Here is a 16,235-nt window from a genome sequence, read left to right on the forward strand (position 1 = left end):
GTGGAAAGGCGCAAGGTGGCGAACCGCCCGTCCCGGCCGGGTGGCGGAGTGACGAGCGAGGGTACACACGGCAGGCGGCGTGCGGCATGCGGCATGCGAAAGAGGAGGCAGGCCCGGCCATCGTGCGTCTGTCCGGGGTCATGGACACAGGAAACGGGGACACCGCAGCGGGGTAGGGGAAGGGCTCCGAGAGTACGGCCGGACGCCGTCCGGCCGGCGAAGAGGAAGGATGCTCCCGTGTCGCAGGTCGAAGAGTCCATCGAGGTCGAGGTCCCCGTGCGTACCGCCTACAACCAGTGGACGCAGTTCGAGTCGTTCCCGCACTTCATGGACGGTGTGGAGCGCATCGAACAGCGGACCGACACCATGACGCACTGGGTGACGAAGATCGGCGGAGTGACCAAGGAGTTCGAGGCGGAGATCACCGAGCAGATCCCGGACGAGCGGGTGGCTTGGACGACGCTGGGCGGCGAGGTCAAGCAGGCGGGCGTGGTCACTTTCCACCGTCTGGACGACAGCCGGACCAAGGTGATGCTGCAGCTCGACTATGAACCGCACGGTCTCGCCGAGAACGTCGGCGACAAGCTCGGTGTCGTCAAGCGACAGATCACCGGTGACCTGAAGCGGTTCAAGGACTACATCGAGGGCCGCGGCCACGAGACCGGCTCCTGGCGCGGCGAGGTCTGACCCCCTGGCCAGCCTCACCGAGTGAACACCAGCCTCCCCGGCACCACCGGCATTCCGTTCCGGGCCTGGAACGGGTGTGAACGTGGTGTGAGCCCTTGAGTCACCTTGAGGCCGGGCCGTGAATGGGGCCAGGGTGCGATGCCGCGCCCGGCTCCATCGACGCACGACAACCCGGAAACAGGGGCGCTTCATGCTCGGCGCAGAGTGCAGTACGCCCCGACAGACCCGGGCACGATGAGAAGACCTTTCCGCTGGTCGGGGGCGTGGACGTTCCCCGCAGCGCACCCTGGAGGCATGTGGAATGTGCCCATCGTTGTGCAGCACCGGTGCCATGCCAGCGCCGGCCGGCAGGTCACCAGGCACCGTGACGTGCGCGAGGAGGTCTTGGGCCTGGCCTACTCGGACCACGACTTGATTGTCTTGATGGAAGCCTTCGGGGGTATCGAGCCGGCCAACGCGCTCGACGACCCAGCTGGTGGAGTGGCGGGGGCGGCTCCTCCCACGTCGTGCGCGCCGCCTGAGACATTGGCTCATCACGCTCGCCCCGTGGCGAGTGGCAGGCGCCCAGCACGCACGTTGTGACCCGACGACGCGCGGGAGGCTTCGTTCGCGAAGGGTCCCCGATGTATTGCCATGGTCCAGACCCTGATGCCGCTGCTGCGCTGGTCTGCCCCGAAAATGCGGGCGGTTACGGTGCCAGGCGTTGGCGGGTGGTGATGGTCTTGCCGCCGTGGGGGTGGGGGGTGATGTCGATGTGGTCGGTGAGGCGTTGGATGAGGGGCCATCCGTATCCGCCGGACGTCCCGTGGTCGGTGGGGCTGGGGATGGGGTGGTGGGGGCTGGCGTCGCTGACGGTCAGACGGAGGATGCCGTCGGTGAGGGCTGCGTGGAAGGCGATGATGCCTCCGCCGTGGCGGATCGCGTTGGTGACGAGTTCTGAGGTCACCAGGAGCGCGTCGATGGCCGCGACGCTCTCAAGGTCCTTGCCCGCGGTGCGGAGCAGGGCAGTGACCTGGCGGCGGGCCGTCGCCGGGGTGGCGGCTGCCGGCTGGGCACTGTCGTGATGGTGCCCAGGGTCTGGGGTGTGGTCGGCTGCCGCGGGCGGGATCATGTGGTTTCGCCTGCCCTGTGGTGAGGAGTCGCACACCGGACCGGTCGCGGTGCGATGGTCAGCATGTCATTCCCTGCTGCACGGTGTCGGCCCACCGGAAGACAGGCCCGGTACTGGTGACCTCGAACAGGCGGTTCACGGCGGCTTGCAAGGGCCCGGCGAGGATCATGACGGTGCCGGTCGTCTCGTGTGTCTCCTGGCCGGCCAGGAGTGTGTGGAGGGCGGAGGAGTCCGCGAACTTCACCATCGACAGGTCGAGCACGGTGCGTGAACAGCCGTTGTCTGAGGCGGCTGCGGTCAGGGCTTCACTGAGGGCGGGGCTGGTGTCGTCGTCCAGATAGCCGTGGACGCTGATCACGGTGACACCCTCGGGGGTAATCTCGCTGGCCACCGTAGCGTCTGTCTCGTCTCTGTCTCCGATCATGTCCGCCATCCTCGTACACGCGTCCGCTGCTCCGAGTCGCGGGTGACCCGGCGGCAGGCGCCCAGATATGGAGTTACCCGGTCTGGCAGACCGGTCCTGAGCGTACGTCGGGGTTGGTTGCCGTACTGCTGCGGTGACGGTTCTCACTTCGTTCGTGAAAGCGTTGTGTGGGAGGGGTGTGCGGGCGGTGTGGGACGGTGCTGGAAGGGGTGGCCGGTTGCCGGAATGGCGACGGATGCGGGATGGTTGCCGGAAGGCAACCAAATTTCTCCGAGAGCCTATGAGGTGAGGGGTTCGCACAGCGGGCCTCAACAAATTTGCTGAATCCCACCCAGGAAGCCGCCACCGCGGTGCGCGCGCCGTGGAGTGAGGCCCCCTACCCCGTGCTCGTGGTCGACGCCGAGAACACTGTGATGTTCGTCAACGAGGTCGCCGGTCTGCTGTTCCCCGACGCCCGCCCCGGCGCCCCGATCGCGGATGCCGTGCCTGCGTGGCTGTCGGATGCCCACGCCCGCTGTCTGATTCCGGCGCCCGCCGGACCGCCGGCGGGCGATACCGGCACCGACCGGCTGGTCGAAGGCCTGGTCGGCCACCGCTCCTATGAAGCCCATCCGACCGTGTGCGACGACGGGACGGTGGTGTGGTGGCTGGTCGATGACACCGACCACCGCCTGGCCCGTGAGGCGCTGCGGATCGAGCGGGAGCGCACCGCTTTCTTGACGCAGGCGTCGAACCTGCTGTTGTCCTCGCTGAACCTGGAGCGGTGCATGGACGTGACCGCGCAGATGGCCGCCGAGCACCTCGCTGACGCGGCCCTGGTCATCTCTCCCGCCCGCGGCCGAAAGCTGCCGGTCGTGTCCTGCCTGAGCGGCGGGACGCCGCAGTCGTCGAAGGTCACTGCGTCCGCGGAGGACGTGCCCGGGCTGGCCGAGGCCCTGCAGGGGTTCCCGCCGGTGCCCTCGCGCTGGATCGACCCCGCGACCGCCCCGCACTGGCTCATCCCCGAGGCGTTCGGCACGGTGGGGTCGATAGTGATCACGCCGCTCCCCGGGCACGGTGTCCCCGCCGGCGCCCTGGTCCTGCTGCGCCGCGCGGGCAATGACCACTTCAGCGAGCAGGAAGAGGTCTTCGCCCGCTTGTTCGCAGCCCGGGCCGGGGCAGCGATGTCGGCGGCACGTCTGTATGCGGAGCAGGCGTCGATCAGCGAGACCCTGATGCACGACCTGTTGCCGCCGACGCTGCACCAGATTTCGGGGGTGGAGTACGCGGGCGGCTACCGGCCTTCGCAGGACCACGAGCGGATCGGCGGGGACTTCTACGACGTCCACCCCGCCGCCGTGGAGGGTGAGGCCTCCCTCATCGTCCTGGGGGATGTGTGCGGGAAGGGCTTGGAAGCGGCGGTGATGACGGGCAAGATCCGTAACACCCTCCACGCCCTGCTGCCGATGGCGGATGACCACCAGCGGATGCTGAACCTCCTGAACACTGCGCTCCTCAGCTCCCACCACACGCGCTTCGCGACCATGGTCTTGGCCTCCGCCGTCCGTGAGGGCAACGCGGTGAAGCTGCGGCTGACCAGTGCCGGGCATCCCGCGCCCTTGATCGTGCGCGCGGACGGAAGAGTTGAGGAAGCGGCAACGCACGGCACGCTGGTGGGGGCCCTGCCGGCCGTGACCGCCGGAACAGCCGAGGTGACCCTCGCGCCGGGCGAGACGTGCGTCCTCTACACGGACGGGATCACCGAGGCCCGCGGGGGACCGCTGGGCGGCGCCATGTTCGGTGATACCCGCCTGCAGCGGGCACTGGCCGAGTGCGTAGGGATGCCGGCGGAAGCAGTGGTGGAACGGGTGCAGATGCTCGCCTCCGAGTGGGTCGGCACCGGCGCCCACGACGACATGGCCGTCGTGGTGATCACCGCACCTAAGAGCAACCACCTCAGCGCGGTGGACGGACACACGAGGGGCAGGTTCACAGCGTGAGTACCCAGCAGGTCACCGCAGAGCCGCTCATATCCATGGTGGACAGGATGTGGGCTGCGGTCCTGGCCGGTGACGAGCGGACCGCGACTGCCGTGGTCCGCCAGGCACTCGATGACGGTGCGGACCCCGAGCAGGTCCTGCTGGATGTGATCGCCCGGGTGCAGGGCCGGGTCGGCGAGGAATGGGCCGCCAACAACATCACCGTCGCGCAGGAACACGCCGCAACCGCGATCAATGAGCGCGCCGTCACGGTGGTCACCGAACACCCCGCGGCGCGCACCGAGCCGTCGCGCGGGCGGGTTTTGGTGGCGTGCGTGGACGGTGAATGGCACGGCCTGCCGGCCCGCCTGGTCGCCGAAGTCCTCAAGCTGCGCGGCTGGCACGTCGACTACCTCGGCGCCCACGTCCCCACCCCGCACCTCGTCGCGCACATCCACCGCACCGGCCCCGACGTCATCGCGCTGTCGAGTTCGATCCCGACCCGGTTGCCGACCGCGCACGCCACGATCACCGCCTGCCAGGCCGCCGGCACCCCCGTCCTCGCCGGCGGAGCCGCCTTCGGCCCCGACGGCGAGTACGCCCGCCTGCTCGGCGCCGACGCATGGGCACCGGATGCCCGTGCGGCCGCGGACCGACTGGAACACCACCCGCTGCCGCGCCCGCAGCCCGACCACCAGCCCATCGACGACCTCCCGCACCTGGCCGACCAGGAGTACACGATGGTCGCCCGCACCCGCCCCCAACTCGTACGGACCGTCTTCACCGCGCTGCAGGAGCAGTACCCGGCCATGCGCGGCTACGACGAGGCACAGCGCGAACGCACCGCCGAGGACCTGGCGCACATCGTGGAATTCCTCGGCGTCGCCCTCTACACCGGCGACGAAGCACTCTTCTCCCGCTTCCTGCTGTGGACCGCAAGCATCCTCCAAGCCCGCGGCGTACCAGCCCAGAGCCTCCCGCCCGCCCTGAACATCCTGGAACGCGAGCTCAAGGACTTCCCGCGGGCAACCGACATCCTGCGCCACGCGACCGCACGCCTCACCACTACGCCGGTCACCGTCGGCGGCGCCCAATGACTTCCACACCCGGGCCGCTGCGCCTGATCCGCACCGACACGGCGGACGCCGTGCGGATCACCCTGCAGGGCGACTTCGACTACCCCGACGCCCATGCGCTCCTCGACATGGTCACCGCCGCGCTCGCCGAGCCCGGCCGGCCCCTCGATGTCCGTGTGGACTTCGCGGGCGCGGCCACCGTCGACTCCAGCGGCCTGTCCGTCCTGCTGATGACCCGGCGACACACCGATACGGCCGGGGTGCAGCTGCATCTCGACAACCGGCCCCAGGAGCTGGAGCGCATGCTGAAGGTCACCGGCACCCTGGACCACTTCACCTGCAACAGCCAGGACAACCGCCTGGCATTCTCCACCAAACAGATGCGGGGCGGCGGAGTCGAAGACCCTCGGCTGGCCGACACCGCGATGCCGAGGAACACCACCTGACCGACACCCGCGGGCCACACCCCGCCCACGAGGGAATGCAGATGCCCACACCGGCCCCCGGGCCCCACCACACCACCCTCACCACCGACCTGACGCGATCGGTCGGCGACATTGCAGAACTCCTCGACGTCCTCTACGAGACCACCCGCCACAGCGCCACGACGTCACCGGTCACTGCGACGCAACTACGCCTGATGTGCCTCATCGACCGCCGACCCGGCCTGCACATGCGCGCCCTGGCCCAGCTCCTGGGCACCGCCGGCCCCTCGATGACCCGGCTCTGCGACCGCCTCGAAGCCGCCGGATACCTCCGCCGCCAACCCTGCTCCGGCGACGGCCGCGAAGTCACCCTCCGCCTCACCCCCACCGGCCACCAGCACCTCGCCGAGATCCGCGCCACCCGCGAACGCCGTCTCGCCCTCGTCCTGGACGCGATGACCCCCGATGGCCGGCACGCGCTCGCACAAGGCCTCGAAGGCCTCCGCCACGGCATCACCGCCACCGCCGACGCCGACCCCCGCGCGCAGGAGAACCAGCCTGCCGCCTGACCAACAAACTGACGACCGTGCTGTTCGTAGAACTGCGGGCGCGGCCGGACTGGAATAGCACGCCCGGCCCGCCAGGCCTGGAGGCCGAACAGCTTCCCGCTGGCAGATGGCTCTCCCGGGGTGCTTGTACTGCCAAGTCACGGTATGCAGGATGCAGGGTTCAGTCCGGGATGGTCTGCGCCGGTGTAAGTCTTCATTTTTCCTGCAAAAATGGTGGCAAACTTGAGCGCGACTGATGCAAATCCGCGGTGGATTGCCCTGGCAGGAATTGTGGGAGCTCTCATCGGCGCTGTAGGCGGGTTCGCCGGTACAGTCGGCGGTTTCTTTCAGGCAGCGGATAGCCGGAAGATTGCTCAAGAGCAAAGGCAAGCGGACATTCGGCGAAAGAGTTATGTGGAGTTGGCCACGCAATTCCAGTCTCTCAAAATCAAGGGAAATACCCTCCGAAATTATATTTTCGCTGCCGTGAAGCCGATCTCACAAGAGGTGACCCAGAAATACAAGGATGACTCGTGGGCGAAGGCTGGCGAGCTGTTCAACAGCGATTTTATTCCTGCCGTTGACAGGTCTTTTCAGATGGTGGTAACGGTTGATTTGGTCGCCACGGACGCCGCGCGCCGTAAGGTGAAAAACTTCGAAAAGGGTCGAGACCTCATGGTGGCTCTCCTTCGGGACACGATGCTGAATGCGAAACCATTGGATTTTGTGGCGTTCGATAAAACTGTTAGAGCCTGTGAAGTTGCTCTCGATGGGTTTCTCGTCGCGGTTCGAGACGAGGTTCTTTAGGTGCAGAGATTGGTTTAGCTCCTCGTCGGCGCCTCCAGGACCCGCTACAACAGATGGCGGGCGAAGAAGGTCCCCACCCGGCGTCGTACCTCGGCGAGGGTCACAAGTGGGTCGCCGGTGCCGACGAGCGCGGCCCGCGTTGTCGCTGTCACAAGACGGGCGGTCTGGAGCCGCGCGACGAGCGAGCCGTAATCGGTGAACGCCCAGTGGTTCGCGTCGGCGAGCAGCACACGGCGGCCGGGAAGGCTCGCCCAGGAAGACTCGATACGGCCGGCGCCCTCGAATCCGTCGGTGCGGAACAGCAGCAGTGGACGGTCGACTTCGACCGGCGTCGGGTACAGGTCGAGATAGCCCTCCAGGTTCGCCACCGCGCCGACCCTGCGGTCGTGGCGGGCTGCGTACACCGCCGCCGTGCCGCCTGCGGAGTGCCCGTACAACCCGACCCGGCAGGAGTCCATGACCGGTGCGAGCGGCAGGTCGCTGAGCCGCTCCAGGACCAGGCGGAGGTCCGCGATCCGGGTGTCCACCATCGTGCGAAAGGTCGCCGGGTCCGGCGGCCCGATCAGGACGGTCGTCCGCAACCCGGTCGGCAGCTCCACCTGAGAAGCGTCACCGGGGTGGTCGACGAGCACGACCACTCGACCGTGGCTCGCCAGGTCCTCGGCGAGGGTTGTGCCGAGCGTGCGGGAGTCACCGCCGCCGGGTGAGTACACCAGCACCGGCCGCCGCCCAGGCAGCGGCGGCGCGCCCACGTACCCGTGGGTGAGGACCGCGCCCCAGTCCACCACTCCCGACTCCGGCAGCCCCGGGTGGCGACCCGGGGCGTACTCGGCGAATACCGCAGCCTCGGCCGGGGTGAGCTGCGACGCACGGGAGAAGCCGCGTACCGATCGGGCCGGGTACAGGACGGTCAGCATCAACTCCCGCACGCCGCCCACCCACGGGTCCGTACGGGCCGGGTCCGTCAGATACACCGTCTGCATGCCTACGGGGTACGGGCCGGCGGGCGCGGGCAGCCGGAGGATCGAGCCGCCGCCGGAGGCGGACGCAGCCGTGGGCAGCAGGGCGGCGGCACTCCCGAATAGGGTGCCTTTCAGAACAGTGCGTCGAGAAGTCATACGAACATCCTTGGGCGGGGGTCGTCACGATGCGAAGGTTCAGGCCCTGGCCGAAAGGCTGTCCCAGGACGAGGAGTTGTGAGGGTGCTGCGAATCCACTTCACCGCGCAGGACTTCGCCCGGATCCGCTTCGCACCCCGCCCGGCGCCGCTCCAGGAGCTGCACGCCGCTCTGACGACAGCCGTGACCCCGCATGGCGGGCCTCTGTTCGCGCCATGGCGCGGCCGCGTCCTGCGCTCCCTCCCCGCCGCAACCAACCCACTCGCCGACCTGGTTCCGGCAGGCCGCCCGCCCTCCTTCCTCGACGTCCTCGGCGACACCATGGCTGACGGCTTCGAACAGATCCGCGCCACCAGCCCCGGTCTCGTGCGCTCCGAGCTGGAGCAGGTCTACGGGACGATGCCCGCCCCTCACTGGATCCGCAGCCTGCACGCGGGCGACGAGACGGCCTGGCGCACCCTGCACCGCGCCCAGCAGGCCGCGTATGAGAAGGTCCTCGCCCCCGTCTGGTCCGTCGTACAAGATCTGCACCGCGAGGAGTTCACCCGCTACGCCCTGACGGTCGCCGAGCACGGCGTAGCCGCCACGCTGACCGGCCTGGCCCCGGGCAACCGACTCCACGAGGGTGTGTGGGAATGGCCCGGCGCAGCGCCGGACCGCGACGTCTGCCTCGACGGGCGCGGCCTGGTTCTCCTGCCCACCTTCCACCACCCGGCGGGCCCACTTCTCCAGGACACCCCAGGCCATCCCGCAGTCCTGACGTACCCAGCCGGTCCCGGGCTCCCGCCCACCGCGGGACGCCCGGCCGTCCCCGCCGAGACGCTGGCCGCCGTCATGGGCCGCACCCGGCTGGACGCCCTGCGCCTCCTCGCCCAGCCTCACACCACGACATCCCTGGCCCGCGCCCTCCACGTCAGCAACGCGACGGCCTCGTCCCACGCGGCGGCGCTCAGATCGGCAGGCATGGCGACGACGACCCGCACAGGCCGCTCGGTCACCCACCGGCGCACGGCCTTTGGCACGCTGCTGGCAGGCGCCTGACCGCCGTGGTTTGGCCGAGGCGGAAGCAGGCCGCCGCCTGTCGTCGTGATCGCCCGCTACAGCAAGGTCGACCTGCTCTGCCTGGACGAGTTCGGGTATCTCAACCTGGACAAGAAGGGCGCCAAACTCCTGTTCCAGATTTTCACCGAGCGCGAGGAATGCAAGGCGACCGCCGTGGCCGCGAACTCACCGTTCGCCGAGTGGGACGAGACCTTCGGCGACCCTCGTCTCTGCGCGGCCATCGCCGACCGGATCACCTTCCGCTGCACCCTCCTCCAGACCGGCACCGAGTCCTACCGGTTCCGCGTCACCGAGGCCGAGCGACGTACACTCTGACCGGCCCAGCAGGCCCTAACTCGTGAGGTCGTCGTCGGGGAGATCCCCGGTTCCCCACCGATTCCAGAGTGTTTGCTGCCAGACTCCGGAGCTGGGTCCGGGCCGGGTCACGGGCGGAACCGGGCCTGGACCGGTCTCAATGAGGTGCACCAGCGACCAAGCGACGCCATAGCAGTCGTCTGGGCCGAAGCAGGTGGCCAGAGCATGCGCCTCCTCTGCCGTGACAGGCCGAGAGATGGCTTCGAGCTGATTGGAGCGGCGGTCGATTTCTTCCTCGTCGTCGATGTCCCAATCGGGGAGCGGGCCATCAGCGACGAACGCACGGACTTCGGGTCTCATCTGCGAATGATCGACCGCTGCGTCCCGGTTGAGCAAGGCCCACCATCACGGGCCACGGAAATACGGAGGGAGGGACACGGACCGGCCGGGCCCCAGGCCACCGATCTACTGGCGTGTCCCGCTGCTGCCGCAGACACTCCCACCCAGACGTTCACTCGATCAGGGTGGCGAGGAGCAGGGGTAGGGGCCAGCGGCGCATGCCGTCACCATGCCGCATCGGCAGTGCTCTGCGGGTCTGGCGGCTCCGGCCACCCTTCGGACGGATGACCTTGCTGGTGTCCGCGTGCGGGTACCCGTTCGGCGGCTTGTCCGGGGCAGCCGGTCCGGGCCGGTGCGAGGCTGGAGGTATCGGCGGGTTTCACGGAAGGGGATCACGGATGCGTCCCATCTGGTCCGGTGCGATCTCCTTCGGTCTGTCCCGTTGACTGAACTAAAAGCTGCATATTCGCAGTTCAGATGGGGTTTCTGCTAGCTTCCCGGCATGATTGAAGCGGGCGCTGCCGCACGAGATCTGGTGGGCTTCGTGCTGCCGGAATCGGGCCGGCTGGTCAAGACGGCGGATCCGGGACGGCCGTACCTGCTGCTGGACGCGGGCGGGGCCGTGGTGGGTCCGGTGGAGGCATTCTTCGCGGAGCTCCAGGCGTGTGGGCAACCGCAGTCGACGGTCCGCTCGTACGGAATGGACCTGTTGCGCTGGTGGCGGTTGTTAGCCGGCTGGGGGCTGGGGTGGGACCGGGCGACGCGGGTCGATGCGCGGGACTTCGCCCGCTGGATGCAGATCGCGCCGAAGCCGGTCCGTGTCCACTGGCGCCATCGGCCGGCTTCCGGCGCAATTCCGCCCGGCGTACGTTCTGCGGCACCTACTCCCTGGTCATCTCGTCGCTTCCGCAGCAACGTCCGGCTGCGGCCGGGTCCGCATGCCCCAGCGGGCAAGAGATGGGCCAGCAGCACCCAGCATTGCGAAGAACAACGCCAGCAGCAGCCAGCCCGCCGTGCCGAGGCCTAGCACAACCGTGGTGAGGACCGCAGGGGCAAGAGCTTGGCCCGCGTTGAAGCCAAGGCCGAGGACACCTTGGTACTGGCCCTGGGCATGGTTGGGGGCAAGACCGAAACCCAGGGCGAAGCCCGCCGAGGACTCCCAGACCTCTCCCAGGCTATGGACGAAGATCGCCGCCAGGATCAGTCCTACCGCGGCCCAGACAGGGGCGTACGCCGCCAGCGCCATCATCGGACAGCTGGCGAGGAAGAGGAGCCCCGCAGTGCGAAACGCCCTGCCGCCGTCGTACGGGGTCTCGATACGGGAGCCGATCTTGGTCTGCATCAGTACGCAGAAGGCGGAATTGACTGCGAAGAGCGCGGCCACCGTCCAGCGCGGCGCTTCGGTGTGCTCGGAGATCCAGATCGGCAGGAGCAGGGAGACTACCGGGTACTGCAGTCCCATGGCCCCGTAGAGGGCGGTGAACGTCAGGAACGGACGGTCCGCGAAGACGAGCCAGCGACGCTGGCGTGGCGGCGCTTCCGGCACCGGATAGCGGGGCAGCAGGAGCAACAGCACCGCGCACAGGGCGAAGCTCGCCGCGTTGCCGAGGATCAGCGTGACGTAGGCGCCGCGGGTGTCCGCGGCCAGCGCCAGCCCGGCACCCACCGTTCCCAGGACGACGCCCAGGTTGACGAAGGTGCGCAGCTTCGCCCGGAACATGGCCGGTCGCTCACCCCCGACCCGGGCTACCAGAGCCCCCCACGCCGCCCCTCCGACCGCCGCGGCGATCTGGTCGACCGTTGCGACGAGCGTGAGTACGGCCCAGCTTTCGACGAGGACGAGGGCCGCCATCGACACCGCCTGGACCGCGAGGGCCAGCATCATGATTACGCGTGCGCCGCGCCGGTCAGCGAGATGACCCCCAGGTATGCCCGCGCACAAGCCGAGCACTCCGGCGATGGTGAGGGCGGCGCCGACCTGCACCGCGGGCAGGCCCACGACCAAGGTGAAATAGAGGGCCGACGCCGCGTTGAACAGACCATTGCCGACGCGGTTGACGAAACTGGCGGCGACCAGCACTCGCTCCGGCCCACTGTCCCCGGCCATCCGGCCTATTCGGCCTGCCAAACCCCCCTTGATCATGGACCGCAGGCTAACAGCGCCGCAGAACCCGCCGCAGTCGTACGAAGGTCGCGTGCCCCCCGAGAAACGAAGAAGCACCCCGCCGGAAGCGAAGTGCGAACGTTGATCCCTCACTCGGAGGCGATGCAGTTAGTTCAGAGAAGTGACCAGGCCGAAGGAGATCGCACCGGACCAGATGGGACGCACCAGAGCCTCCAGGTCGCTGCCGCCTCAGTCCAGCCTCGCACTGTGCTGGGCCTGATGCGCCTGGTGAGCGGCTGAGCGTGTGACCCGGCCTGGCACGCATGGCCTCCTCGCCCGGGGTGCGCGGCACGCCTGCCATGGGACCGGGGCAGCTGGTCAGGCCGCGATGCCTTTCTCAGCATCCGCGAGCGCCGCCGGATGCCGAGGCCGCCCGGATCGTTTTGCTGGTCCGCACCGCTTCCGAGAAGCGAGCCTGACGCCCATGGCGTATCGCCTCTGCGCTGCCCCAGACGCAGAGGACGCGGGAGACTCAGGTCCATGGTCACACTGTCCGCCACTGGCCCTGAGCCTTCCGCGGCGGAGGTACTGCACGCCAGGTACGCCAACCGGCTGCCCGTTTCACTCGAGACGCTTGCGGGCCCTGCCCGCGGCGTGGTTCACCTTCCACTGCACGTGGCCTGGTCCGGTCTGCGCTCCTATGACCTGGACCGCCCGCGCCTGCGGATGGGCATGTATCGCACTGTCCTGGCGGAGGGCCAGCACGAGGACCTCGTGCGCCTGCTCAACCGCGATCTGCTCATCGACCAGTGGCCCGTCCTGCGCACGCTGGTCCCCCGGCACCTACGAGAGGTCTGGGAGAGGTCCTTCCCCGAGCTGGCCGCCGCGGGATCAGCCGCCGTGTGAACCGGGGACGTGCACCGTCAATTTTCTGAGCGCCGTGACCGACATCGGCACCCCGTATCCCTGGTCGCTACCGGCGGGTACGCCGGCACCTCGGGAGGCCGCCGGCTTGGAGCGAGTCCGGTCCGCACGGTCGGTGACCGCTTCGATTGCCAGGGCGCGGCCGTCGCCGGGGCCAAGGGCGAGCTGCTGGGTGGCGGTGCTTGCTGGGCAGAGGTCCTGTGCGCGCAGGCTGATGCTGCGGACGCGGGCGCGCTGGAGGGCGAGCAGGTCGTACAGGTCGTACCTGGAAGTGGCGATCGCTTGGGTGTGGGCGCAAGGACCGCGGCGCTGCGATCGTGGGAAGCCACAACCGGGGGAAGTTGGGCCGCCGTGGTTCGGTCCCGCACCGGGGCGGGATTGCGGCATGCTCGGAGGCGAGGCGAGGCGAGGCGAGGCGGGTCCGGCCGGGCCCTGCCCGGCGGCCGGGTGACGGGCAGGGTCTCGTGGTCGATCTAGACAGGTGGACGACGGAGGAGTTCGGCATCTCGCACGAGGCCTGGGTCGGAGTGCTTCTGGCCGACGGAAGCCTTCCTGGCCCGGTGTATGTCGATACCGGCTCGGGTTCGGCCGGCCGGTCGGTGACGCGGTGGAGCGTCTATGACGGGAGCTCCCCGCGCATTCCCCGGGCGGCCGTACTGCGCGCGGTGTGTTCCTGTGGCTGGACAGGTCCGGAGCATCGTCTCGACGGGGTATCGATCGCGGGCGAAGGGCTGGAGGAGGCTGGCGATGAGCAGGCGGATGCCTGTGAGCGGGACTGGGACGGCCACACCGCCCGGGTCGAGGCCGGCGCCGTTCCGCTGCCGGAGTCGGTGACCGTGCTGCTGGAGCAGCTGGAAGAGGAGATCGACCGGCTGACCAGGACGTCCCCGGCGGCCGCGGTGCGGGCAGCCCGCCAGTTGGAGGTCACGGCCGAGCGAGTCGGGTACTGGGCTGCTCGTGGCACCCGCGCCGACCTCACGACCGCTCAAGCCGCAGCCGCGCTCGGAGTGGACGAGCAGGCCGCGATCCACTTGATGGCCCGCTTCGGCCGGTGGAGCCCGTACGCCTGAGCCCCGGTCGAAGGTGACTGGAACAAGCGAGCGCTCCCATTTGGCTCCGGGCACGTGGTAAGAGCGGTGCAGGGCCCTTCCCGGCTACGCCGGTCTTCTCTTCGGCCACTTCACTCCCTACCTGGCACAGGCCGCGGAGGAGACCCCGCCCGCGGACCCGCGCTCCACGATCGCCTTCGAGCTGAGGTACGGCGGGCACCGGGACGGCGACGAAGCTGCGCCGGGGCCTGGCGGTGGATGAGCTGGAGCGGGGCCCGGCTGCTGGACCTCGCAGCCGACTGCGGCGGCACGCTGGTGGAGTTCACCCCGGCGCCGTGGCCGGGGGCGGCCTCCCTGTCGACAGGGGGTGACCGGGGCAGGGCAGGTCATGGCGCTGCTCTCGGGGTGGGGGGACCTTCTATTCCAGCGCGGGCCGCCACCAGCTGGTGGCGGCCCGCGCTGTCGCGTGTCCGGGGCCGCCTCCTGCACACCCAGCAGGGGTACGGGAGCGCGGGCGGTCGGCGGCGGTCCTTGGGTGCTGGTTGGTGGGGCGGCCTTGCCCCGAGCGGGGTGCTTGAAGCAAGGCCAATTGCGGGTGGTCAGGCGCCGCTGTTGGCGAGGTGGCGGGTGCGCAGGGGCCGAGAGTTCGTTCAGCTGGGCGGTCAGCCTGTTCTGGTTTCCGCGGGAAGGGGTGCGGTGGTTGGGGTCCGGGCAAAGGGTGCCCACCGCCGGAATGCCGCGGTCACGTGAGTGGAAGGCAAATTCGTCGCGGCCTGCTGGCAACGGGTGGCGCTGCCGGGAGGTCACGCTCTGCCCGTGCGTACGTTGACGGACGTACGAGCGGGGCTTCAGCGCCGCGCGGGCCGGGTGGCCTCGGCGGGCAGGGCGAAGCGGGATCCGAGGCGGAACCGCATCTCGCCTGCGGCGGCGCGTACCTCTTCGGAGCGCGCCTCTTCTTCAAGGACGCCCAGCAGCATCATGACCGCGCGGGCTTCGTCGCCGGTCAGCAGCCTGAGGCGGGTGTCGGTGACGGCGTCCAGGAGTACGCCGAGGAAGTCTTCGTCGTCCATGTCCATGCCGGGACAACGCCGCGCCGCGGTCCGGGTACACCCACGGAGGCTGTTTCGTTAGGGGTGGGCCGGCTTCGGCCTTCGACCGGTACCGACGCGGGTAGGAGACAGCTGGCTGCGGCCGCACTGTCAGTTGACCCCGACCGGCCCGCCTGCGCGGATCCGCCGTTGTGTAGGAGTTGGCCGATCCTGGCAGCGTGGCTATGAATGGCTTGCAACGTCATGTTGGGGGTCAGCAGTGGACGAGCCACGAGCCGTATCGGGTGAGTCGATCCGTGCGGCACCTGGGAGAAGGATCTTGCGGGAGAGGAGGAAGGTGAAGGGGATGGCCGCGACCGCGGCGACGAGTGGGGCGATCCGGGTATCCAGGTCGGCCCACGCCACCAGGGCGTAGAGGCCGGCCGACTGGACGACGTAGTTCGTCACGTTCGTCAGCGGGAAGAGGAGGAACTTCTTCCAGGTCGGCCGGGTCCGGTAGGTGAAGTAGGTGTTCATGAAGAAGGAGCCGACCATCGCCAGCACGAAGGCGAGCGAGTAGGCGGCGAAGTACGGCATCCACGGGTGCAGGAGCAGGTAGATGCCGAAGAAGGCGGCGGTGTTCACCCCGCCCACGAGGGCGAAGCGGAAGATCTGGCCGAGCTGTTCCCGGCGGCTCATCGGACTCTGCACTCCGAACCCGTGGTCACGAGGCCTGCATGGAAGACTCCGGGGCCCAGGAGCGCGAGGCGAGCAGTCCCCGGCGAAAGGTTTGGTCGGGATTCGGCCGGGTCCATGACTGTGCCTACCTGCCTGTCGAGGCTGTCGAGAAAAGCTCTTCTGCCGTGGCGAGGGGCAACTGGGGACAGCTTTCTCATGACTACTTCCTGCTGGTTGTGCACGGGCGACGGCCGGCGAGCGGACCGGCTACTCACCCTTCGGAGAAGTATGCATGCCGGGATGCGGGCAGCCCACGCCAGCTCTTTCTCGGTGGGGGACCGAGGTCAGCGCAGTTGGGCAGCACGGTGTCGGTGGGCCCGGAGGCCGAGACGAGGCCCTGTGAAGGTGGTCCTCGGCGGTGGGTTGTCCGAGTCGGCTGTCGGCATGCCGGACGACGGGCTGCGAACCGACGCTCGCGCTTCAGCGAGGTCGCCCCGGGGAGGCCGCACTCTCCGTGCCGGAGGCAGACGGTGGTGCAGGCTGGCGGTGAGTACGGAGCCCCCGGGGGGCGACGGCCAGCACCGGGCTTGGCAATCCCGTCAC

At 69.1% G+C, this 16,235-nt stretch carries 16 protein-coding genes and 1 pseudogene; 11 read left to right on the forward strand and 6 right to left on the reverse strand.

Annotated elements, in window-relative coordinates:
- Positions 1–237 precede the first annotated feature (237 nt).
- Positions 238–687 (forward strand): SRPBCC family protein, encoded by a 450-nt coding sequence (locus ACLJTM_RS21485; protein ID WP_411105265.1) that lies wholly within the window; start codon positions 238–240, stop codon positions 685–687.
- 688 nt (positions 688–1,375) lie between these two features.
- On the opposite strand, the gene ACLJTM_RS21490 is transcribed toward ACLJTM_RS21485, so the two are convergent.
- Together ACLJTM_RS21490 and ACLJTM_RS21495 are read right to left on the reverse strand one after the other, a co-directional pair.
- Positions 1,376–1,798 carry an ATP-binding protein gene (locus ACLJTM_RS21490; RefSeq protein ID WP_411105266.1) on the reverse strand — a complete coding sequence of 141 codons (423 nt, stop codon included), beginning with the start codon at positions 1,796–1,798 and terminating at the stop codon, positions 1,376–1,378.
- A 58-nt stretch (positions 1,799–1,856) separates the two neighbouring features.
- Positions 1,857–2,189 carry an STAS domain-containing protein gene (locus ACLJTM_RS21495; protein WP_411105267.1) on the reverse strand — a complete coding sequence of 111 codons (333 nt, stop codon included), beginning with the start codon at positions 2,187–2,189 and terminating at the stop codon, positions 1,857–1,859.
- 446 nt (positions 2,190–2,635) lie between these two features.
- Here ACLJTM_RS21495 and ACLJTM_RS21500 point away from each other — a divergent pair, with 446 nt between their 5' ends.
- From ACLJTM_RS21500 to ACLJTM_RS21520, 5 genes are all read left to right on the forward strand, one after another.
- On the forward strand, positions 2,636–4,201 hold the full coding sequence (locus ACLJTM_RS21500; protein ID WP_411105325.1) for a PP2C family protein-serine/threonine phosphatase: 1,566 nt from the start codon (positions 2,636–2,638) through the stop codon (positions 4,199–4,201).
- A gap of 35 nt (positions 4,202–4,236) precedes the next feature.
- The gene (locus ACLJTM_RS21505; protein WP_411105326.1) at positions 4,237–5,277 is read left to right on the forward strand and encodes a B12-binding domain-containing protein; all 1,041 of its coding nucleotides are present in this window, start codon (positions 4,237–4,239) and stop codon (positions 5,275–5,277) included.
- A complete protein-coding gene (locus ACLJTM_RS21510) occupies positions 5,274–5,702 on the forward strand; it encodes an STAS domain-containing protein (protein WP_411105268.1) in 429 nt (142 codons plus the stop codon). The genes ACLJTM_RS21505 and ACLJTM_RS21510 overlap by 4 nt, the downstream gene beginning before the upstream one ends.
- A gap of 41 nt (positions 5,703–5,743) precedes the next feature.
- Positions 5,744–6,250: a MarR family winged helix-turn-helix transcriptional regulator gene (locus tag ACLJTM_RS21515; protein WP_411105269.1), complete on the forward strand. Its 507-nt coding sequence runs from the start codon at positions 5,744–5,746 to the stop codon at positions 6,248–6,250.
- 222 nt (positions 6,251–6,472) lie between these two features.
- On the forward strand, positions 6,473–7,036 hold the full coding sequence (locus tag ACLJTM_RS21520) for a hypothetical protein (protein WP_411105270.1): 564 nt from the start codon (positions 6,473–6,475) through the stop codon (positions 7,034–7,036).
- Positions 7,037–7,080: 44 nt separating this feature from the next.
- Here ACLJTM_RS21520 and ACLJTM_RS21525 read toward each other — a convergent pair whose 3' ends face one another.
- Positions 7,081–8,154 (reverse strand): alpha/beta hydrolase family protein, encoded by a 1,074-nt coding sequence (locus ACLJTM_RS21525; protein WP_411105271.1) that lies wholly within the window; start codon positions 8,152–8,154, stop codon positions 7,081–7,083.
- Between the two features lie 84 nt (positions 8,155–8,238).
- On the opposite strand from ACLJTM_RS21525, the gene ACLJTM_RS21530 reads away from it, so the two are divergent.
- The 3 genes and pseudogenes from ACLJTM_RS21530 to ACLJTM_RS21540 form a co-directional block, all read left to right on the forward strand.
- Positions 8,239–9,195 carry an ArsR/SmtB family transcription factor gene (locus tag ACLJTM_RS21530; RefSeq protein WP_411105272.1) on the forward strand — a complete coding sequence of 319 codons (957 nt, stop codon included), beginning with the start codon at positions 8,239–8,241 and terminating at the stop codon, positions 9,193–9,195.
- A 45-nt stretch (positions 9,196–9,240) separates the two neighbouring features.
- A complete protein-coding gene (locus tag ACLJTM_RS21535) occupies positions 9,241–9,531 on the forward strand; it encodes an ATP-binding protein (RefSeq protein WP_411105273.1) in 291 nt (96 codons plus the stop codon).
- An 820-nt stretch (positions 9,532–10,351) separates the two neighbouring features.
- Positions 10,352–10,633 (forward strand): annotated as a pseudogene (locus ACLJTM_RS21540) (site-specific integrase); the annotation flags it as partial.
- Between the two features lie 108 nt (positions 10,634–10,741).
- On the opposite strand, the gene ACLJTM_RS21545 reads toward ACLJTM_RS21540, so the two are convergent.
- A complete protein-coding gene (locus ACLJTM_RS21545) occupies positions 10,742–11,992 on the reverse strand; it encodes an MFS transporter (protein ID WP_411105274.1) in 1,251 nt (416 codons plus the stop codon).
- Between the two features lie 693 nt (positions 11,993–12,685).
- Between ACLJTM_RS21545 and ACLJTM_RS21550 the strand changes: the two genes are divergently transcribed.
- Together ACLJTM_RS21550 and ACLJTM_RS21555 are read left to right on the forward strand one after the other, a co-directional pair.
- Complete coding sequence (locus ACLJTM_RS21550; protein WP_411105275.1) at positions 12,686–12,859, forward strand: hypothetical protein; 174 nt, start codon at positions 12,686–12,688, stop codon at positions 12,857–12,859.
- A gap of 578 nt (positions 12,860–13,437) precedes the next feature.
- Positions 13,438–13,947, forward strand: coding sequence for a hypothetical protein (locus ACLJTM_RS21555; protein WP_411105276.1), 510 nt, complete (start codon positions 13,438–13,440; stop codon positions 13,945–13,947).
- A gap of 827 nt (positions 13,948–14,774) precedes the next feature.
- Here the strand turns inward: ACLJTM_RS21555 and ACLJTM_RS21560 are convergent.
- Complete coding sequence (locus tag ACLJTM_RS21560; protein ID WP_411105277.1) at positions 14,775–15,002, reverse strand: hypothetical protein; 228 nt, start codon at positions 15,000–15,002, stop codon at positions 14,775–14,777.
- 195 nt (positions 15,003–15,197) lie between these two features.
- Positions 15,198–15,653: a GtrA family protein gene (locus ACLJTM_RS21565; RefSeq protein WP_411105278.1), complete on the reverse strand. Its 456-nt coding sequence runs from the start codon at positions 15,651–15,653 to the stop codon at positions 15,198–15,200.
- Between the last annotated feature and the right edge of the window lie 582 nt (positions 15,654–16,235).

The sequence above is a fragment of the Streptomyces sp. cmx-4-9 genome, assembly GCF_046548835.1.
Taxonomy (GTDB): Bacteria; Actinomycetota; Actinomycetes; order Streptomycetales; family Streptomycetaceae; genus Streptomyces.

Coding starts and splice junctions, on each gene's coding strand:
- ACLJTM_RS21490 (WP_411105266.1), bottom strand. CDS start 1,798: ATGATCCCGCCCGCGGCAGCCGACCACACCCCAGACCCTGGGCACCAT.
- ACLJTM_RS21515 (WP_411105269.1), top strand. CDS start 5,744: ATGCCCACACCGGCCCCCGGGCCCCACCACACCACCCTCACCACCGAC.
- ACLJTM_RS21500 (WP_411105325.1), top strand. CDS start 2,636: ATGTTCGTCAACGAGGTCGCCGGTCTGCTGTTCCCCGACGCCCGCCCC.
- ACLJTM_RS21560 (WP_411105277.1), bottom strand. CDS start 15,002: ATGGACATGGACGACGAAGACTTCCTCGGCGTACTCCTGGACGCCGTC.
- ACLJTM_RS21510 (WP_411105268.1), top strand. CDS start 5,274: ATGACTTCCACACCCGGGCCGCTGCGCCTGATCCGCACCGACACGGCG.
- ACLJTM_RS21565 (WP_411105278.1), bottom strand. CDS start 15,653: ATGAGCCGCCGGGAACAGCTCGGCCAGATCTTCCGCTTCGCCCTCGTG.
- ACLJTM_RS21505 (WP_411105326.1), top strand. CDS start 4,237: ATGGTGGACAGGATGTGGGCTGCGGTCCTGGCCGGTGACGAGCGGACC.
- ACLJTM_RS21545 (WP_411105274.1), bottom strand. CDS start 11,992: ATGATCAAGGGGGGTTTGGCAGGCCGAATAGGCCGGATGGCCGGGGAC.
- ACLJTM_RS21525 (WP_411105271.1), bottom strand. CDS start 8,154: ATGACTTCTCGACGCACTGTTCTGAAAGGCACCCTATTCGGGAGTGCC.
- ACLJTM_RS21550 (WP_411105275.1), top strand. CDS start 12,686: ATGTATCGCACTGTCCTGGCGGAGGGCCAGCACGAGGACCTCGTGCGC.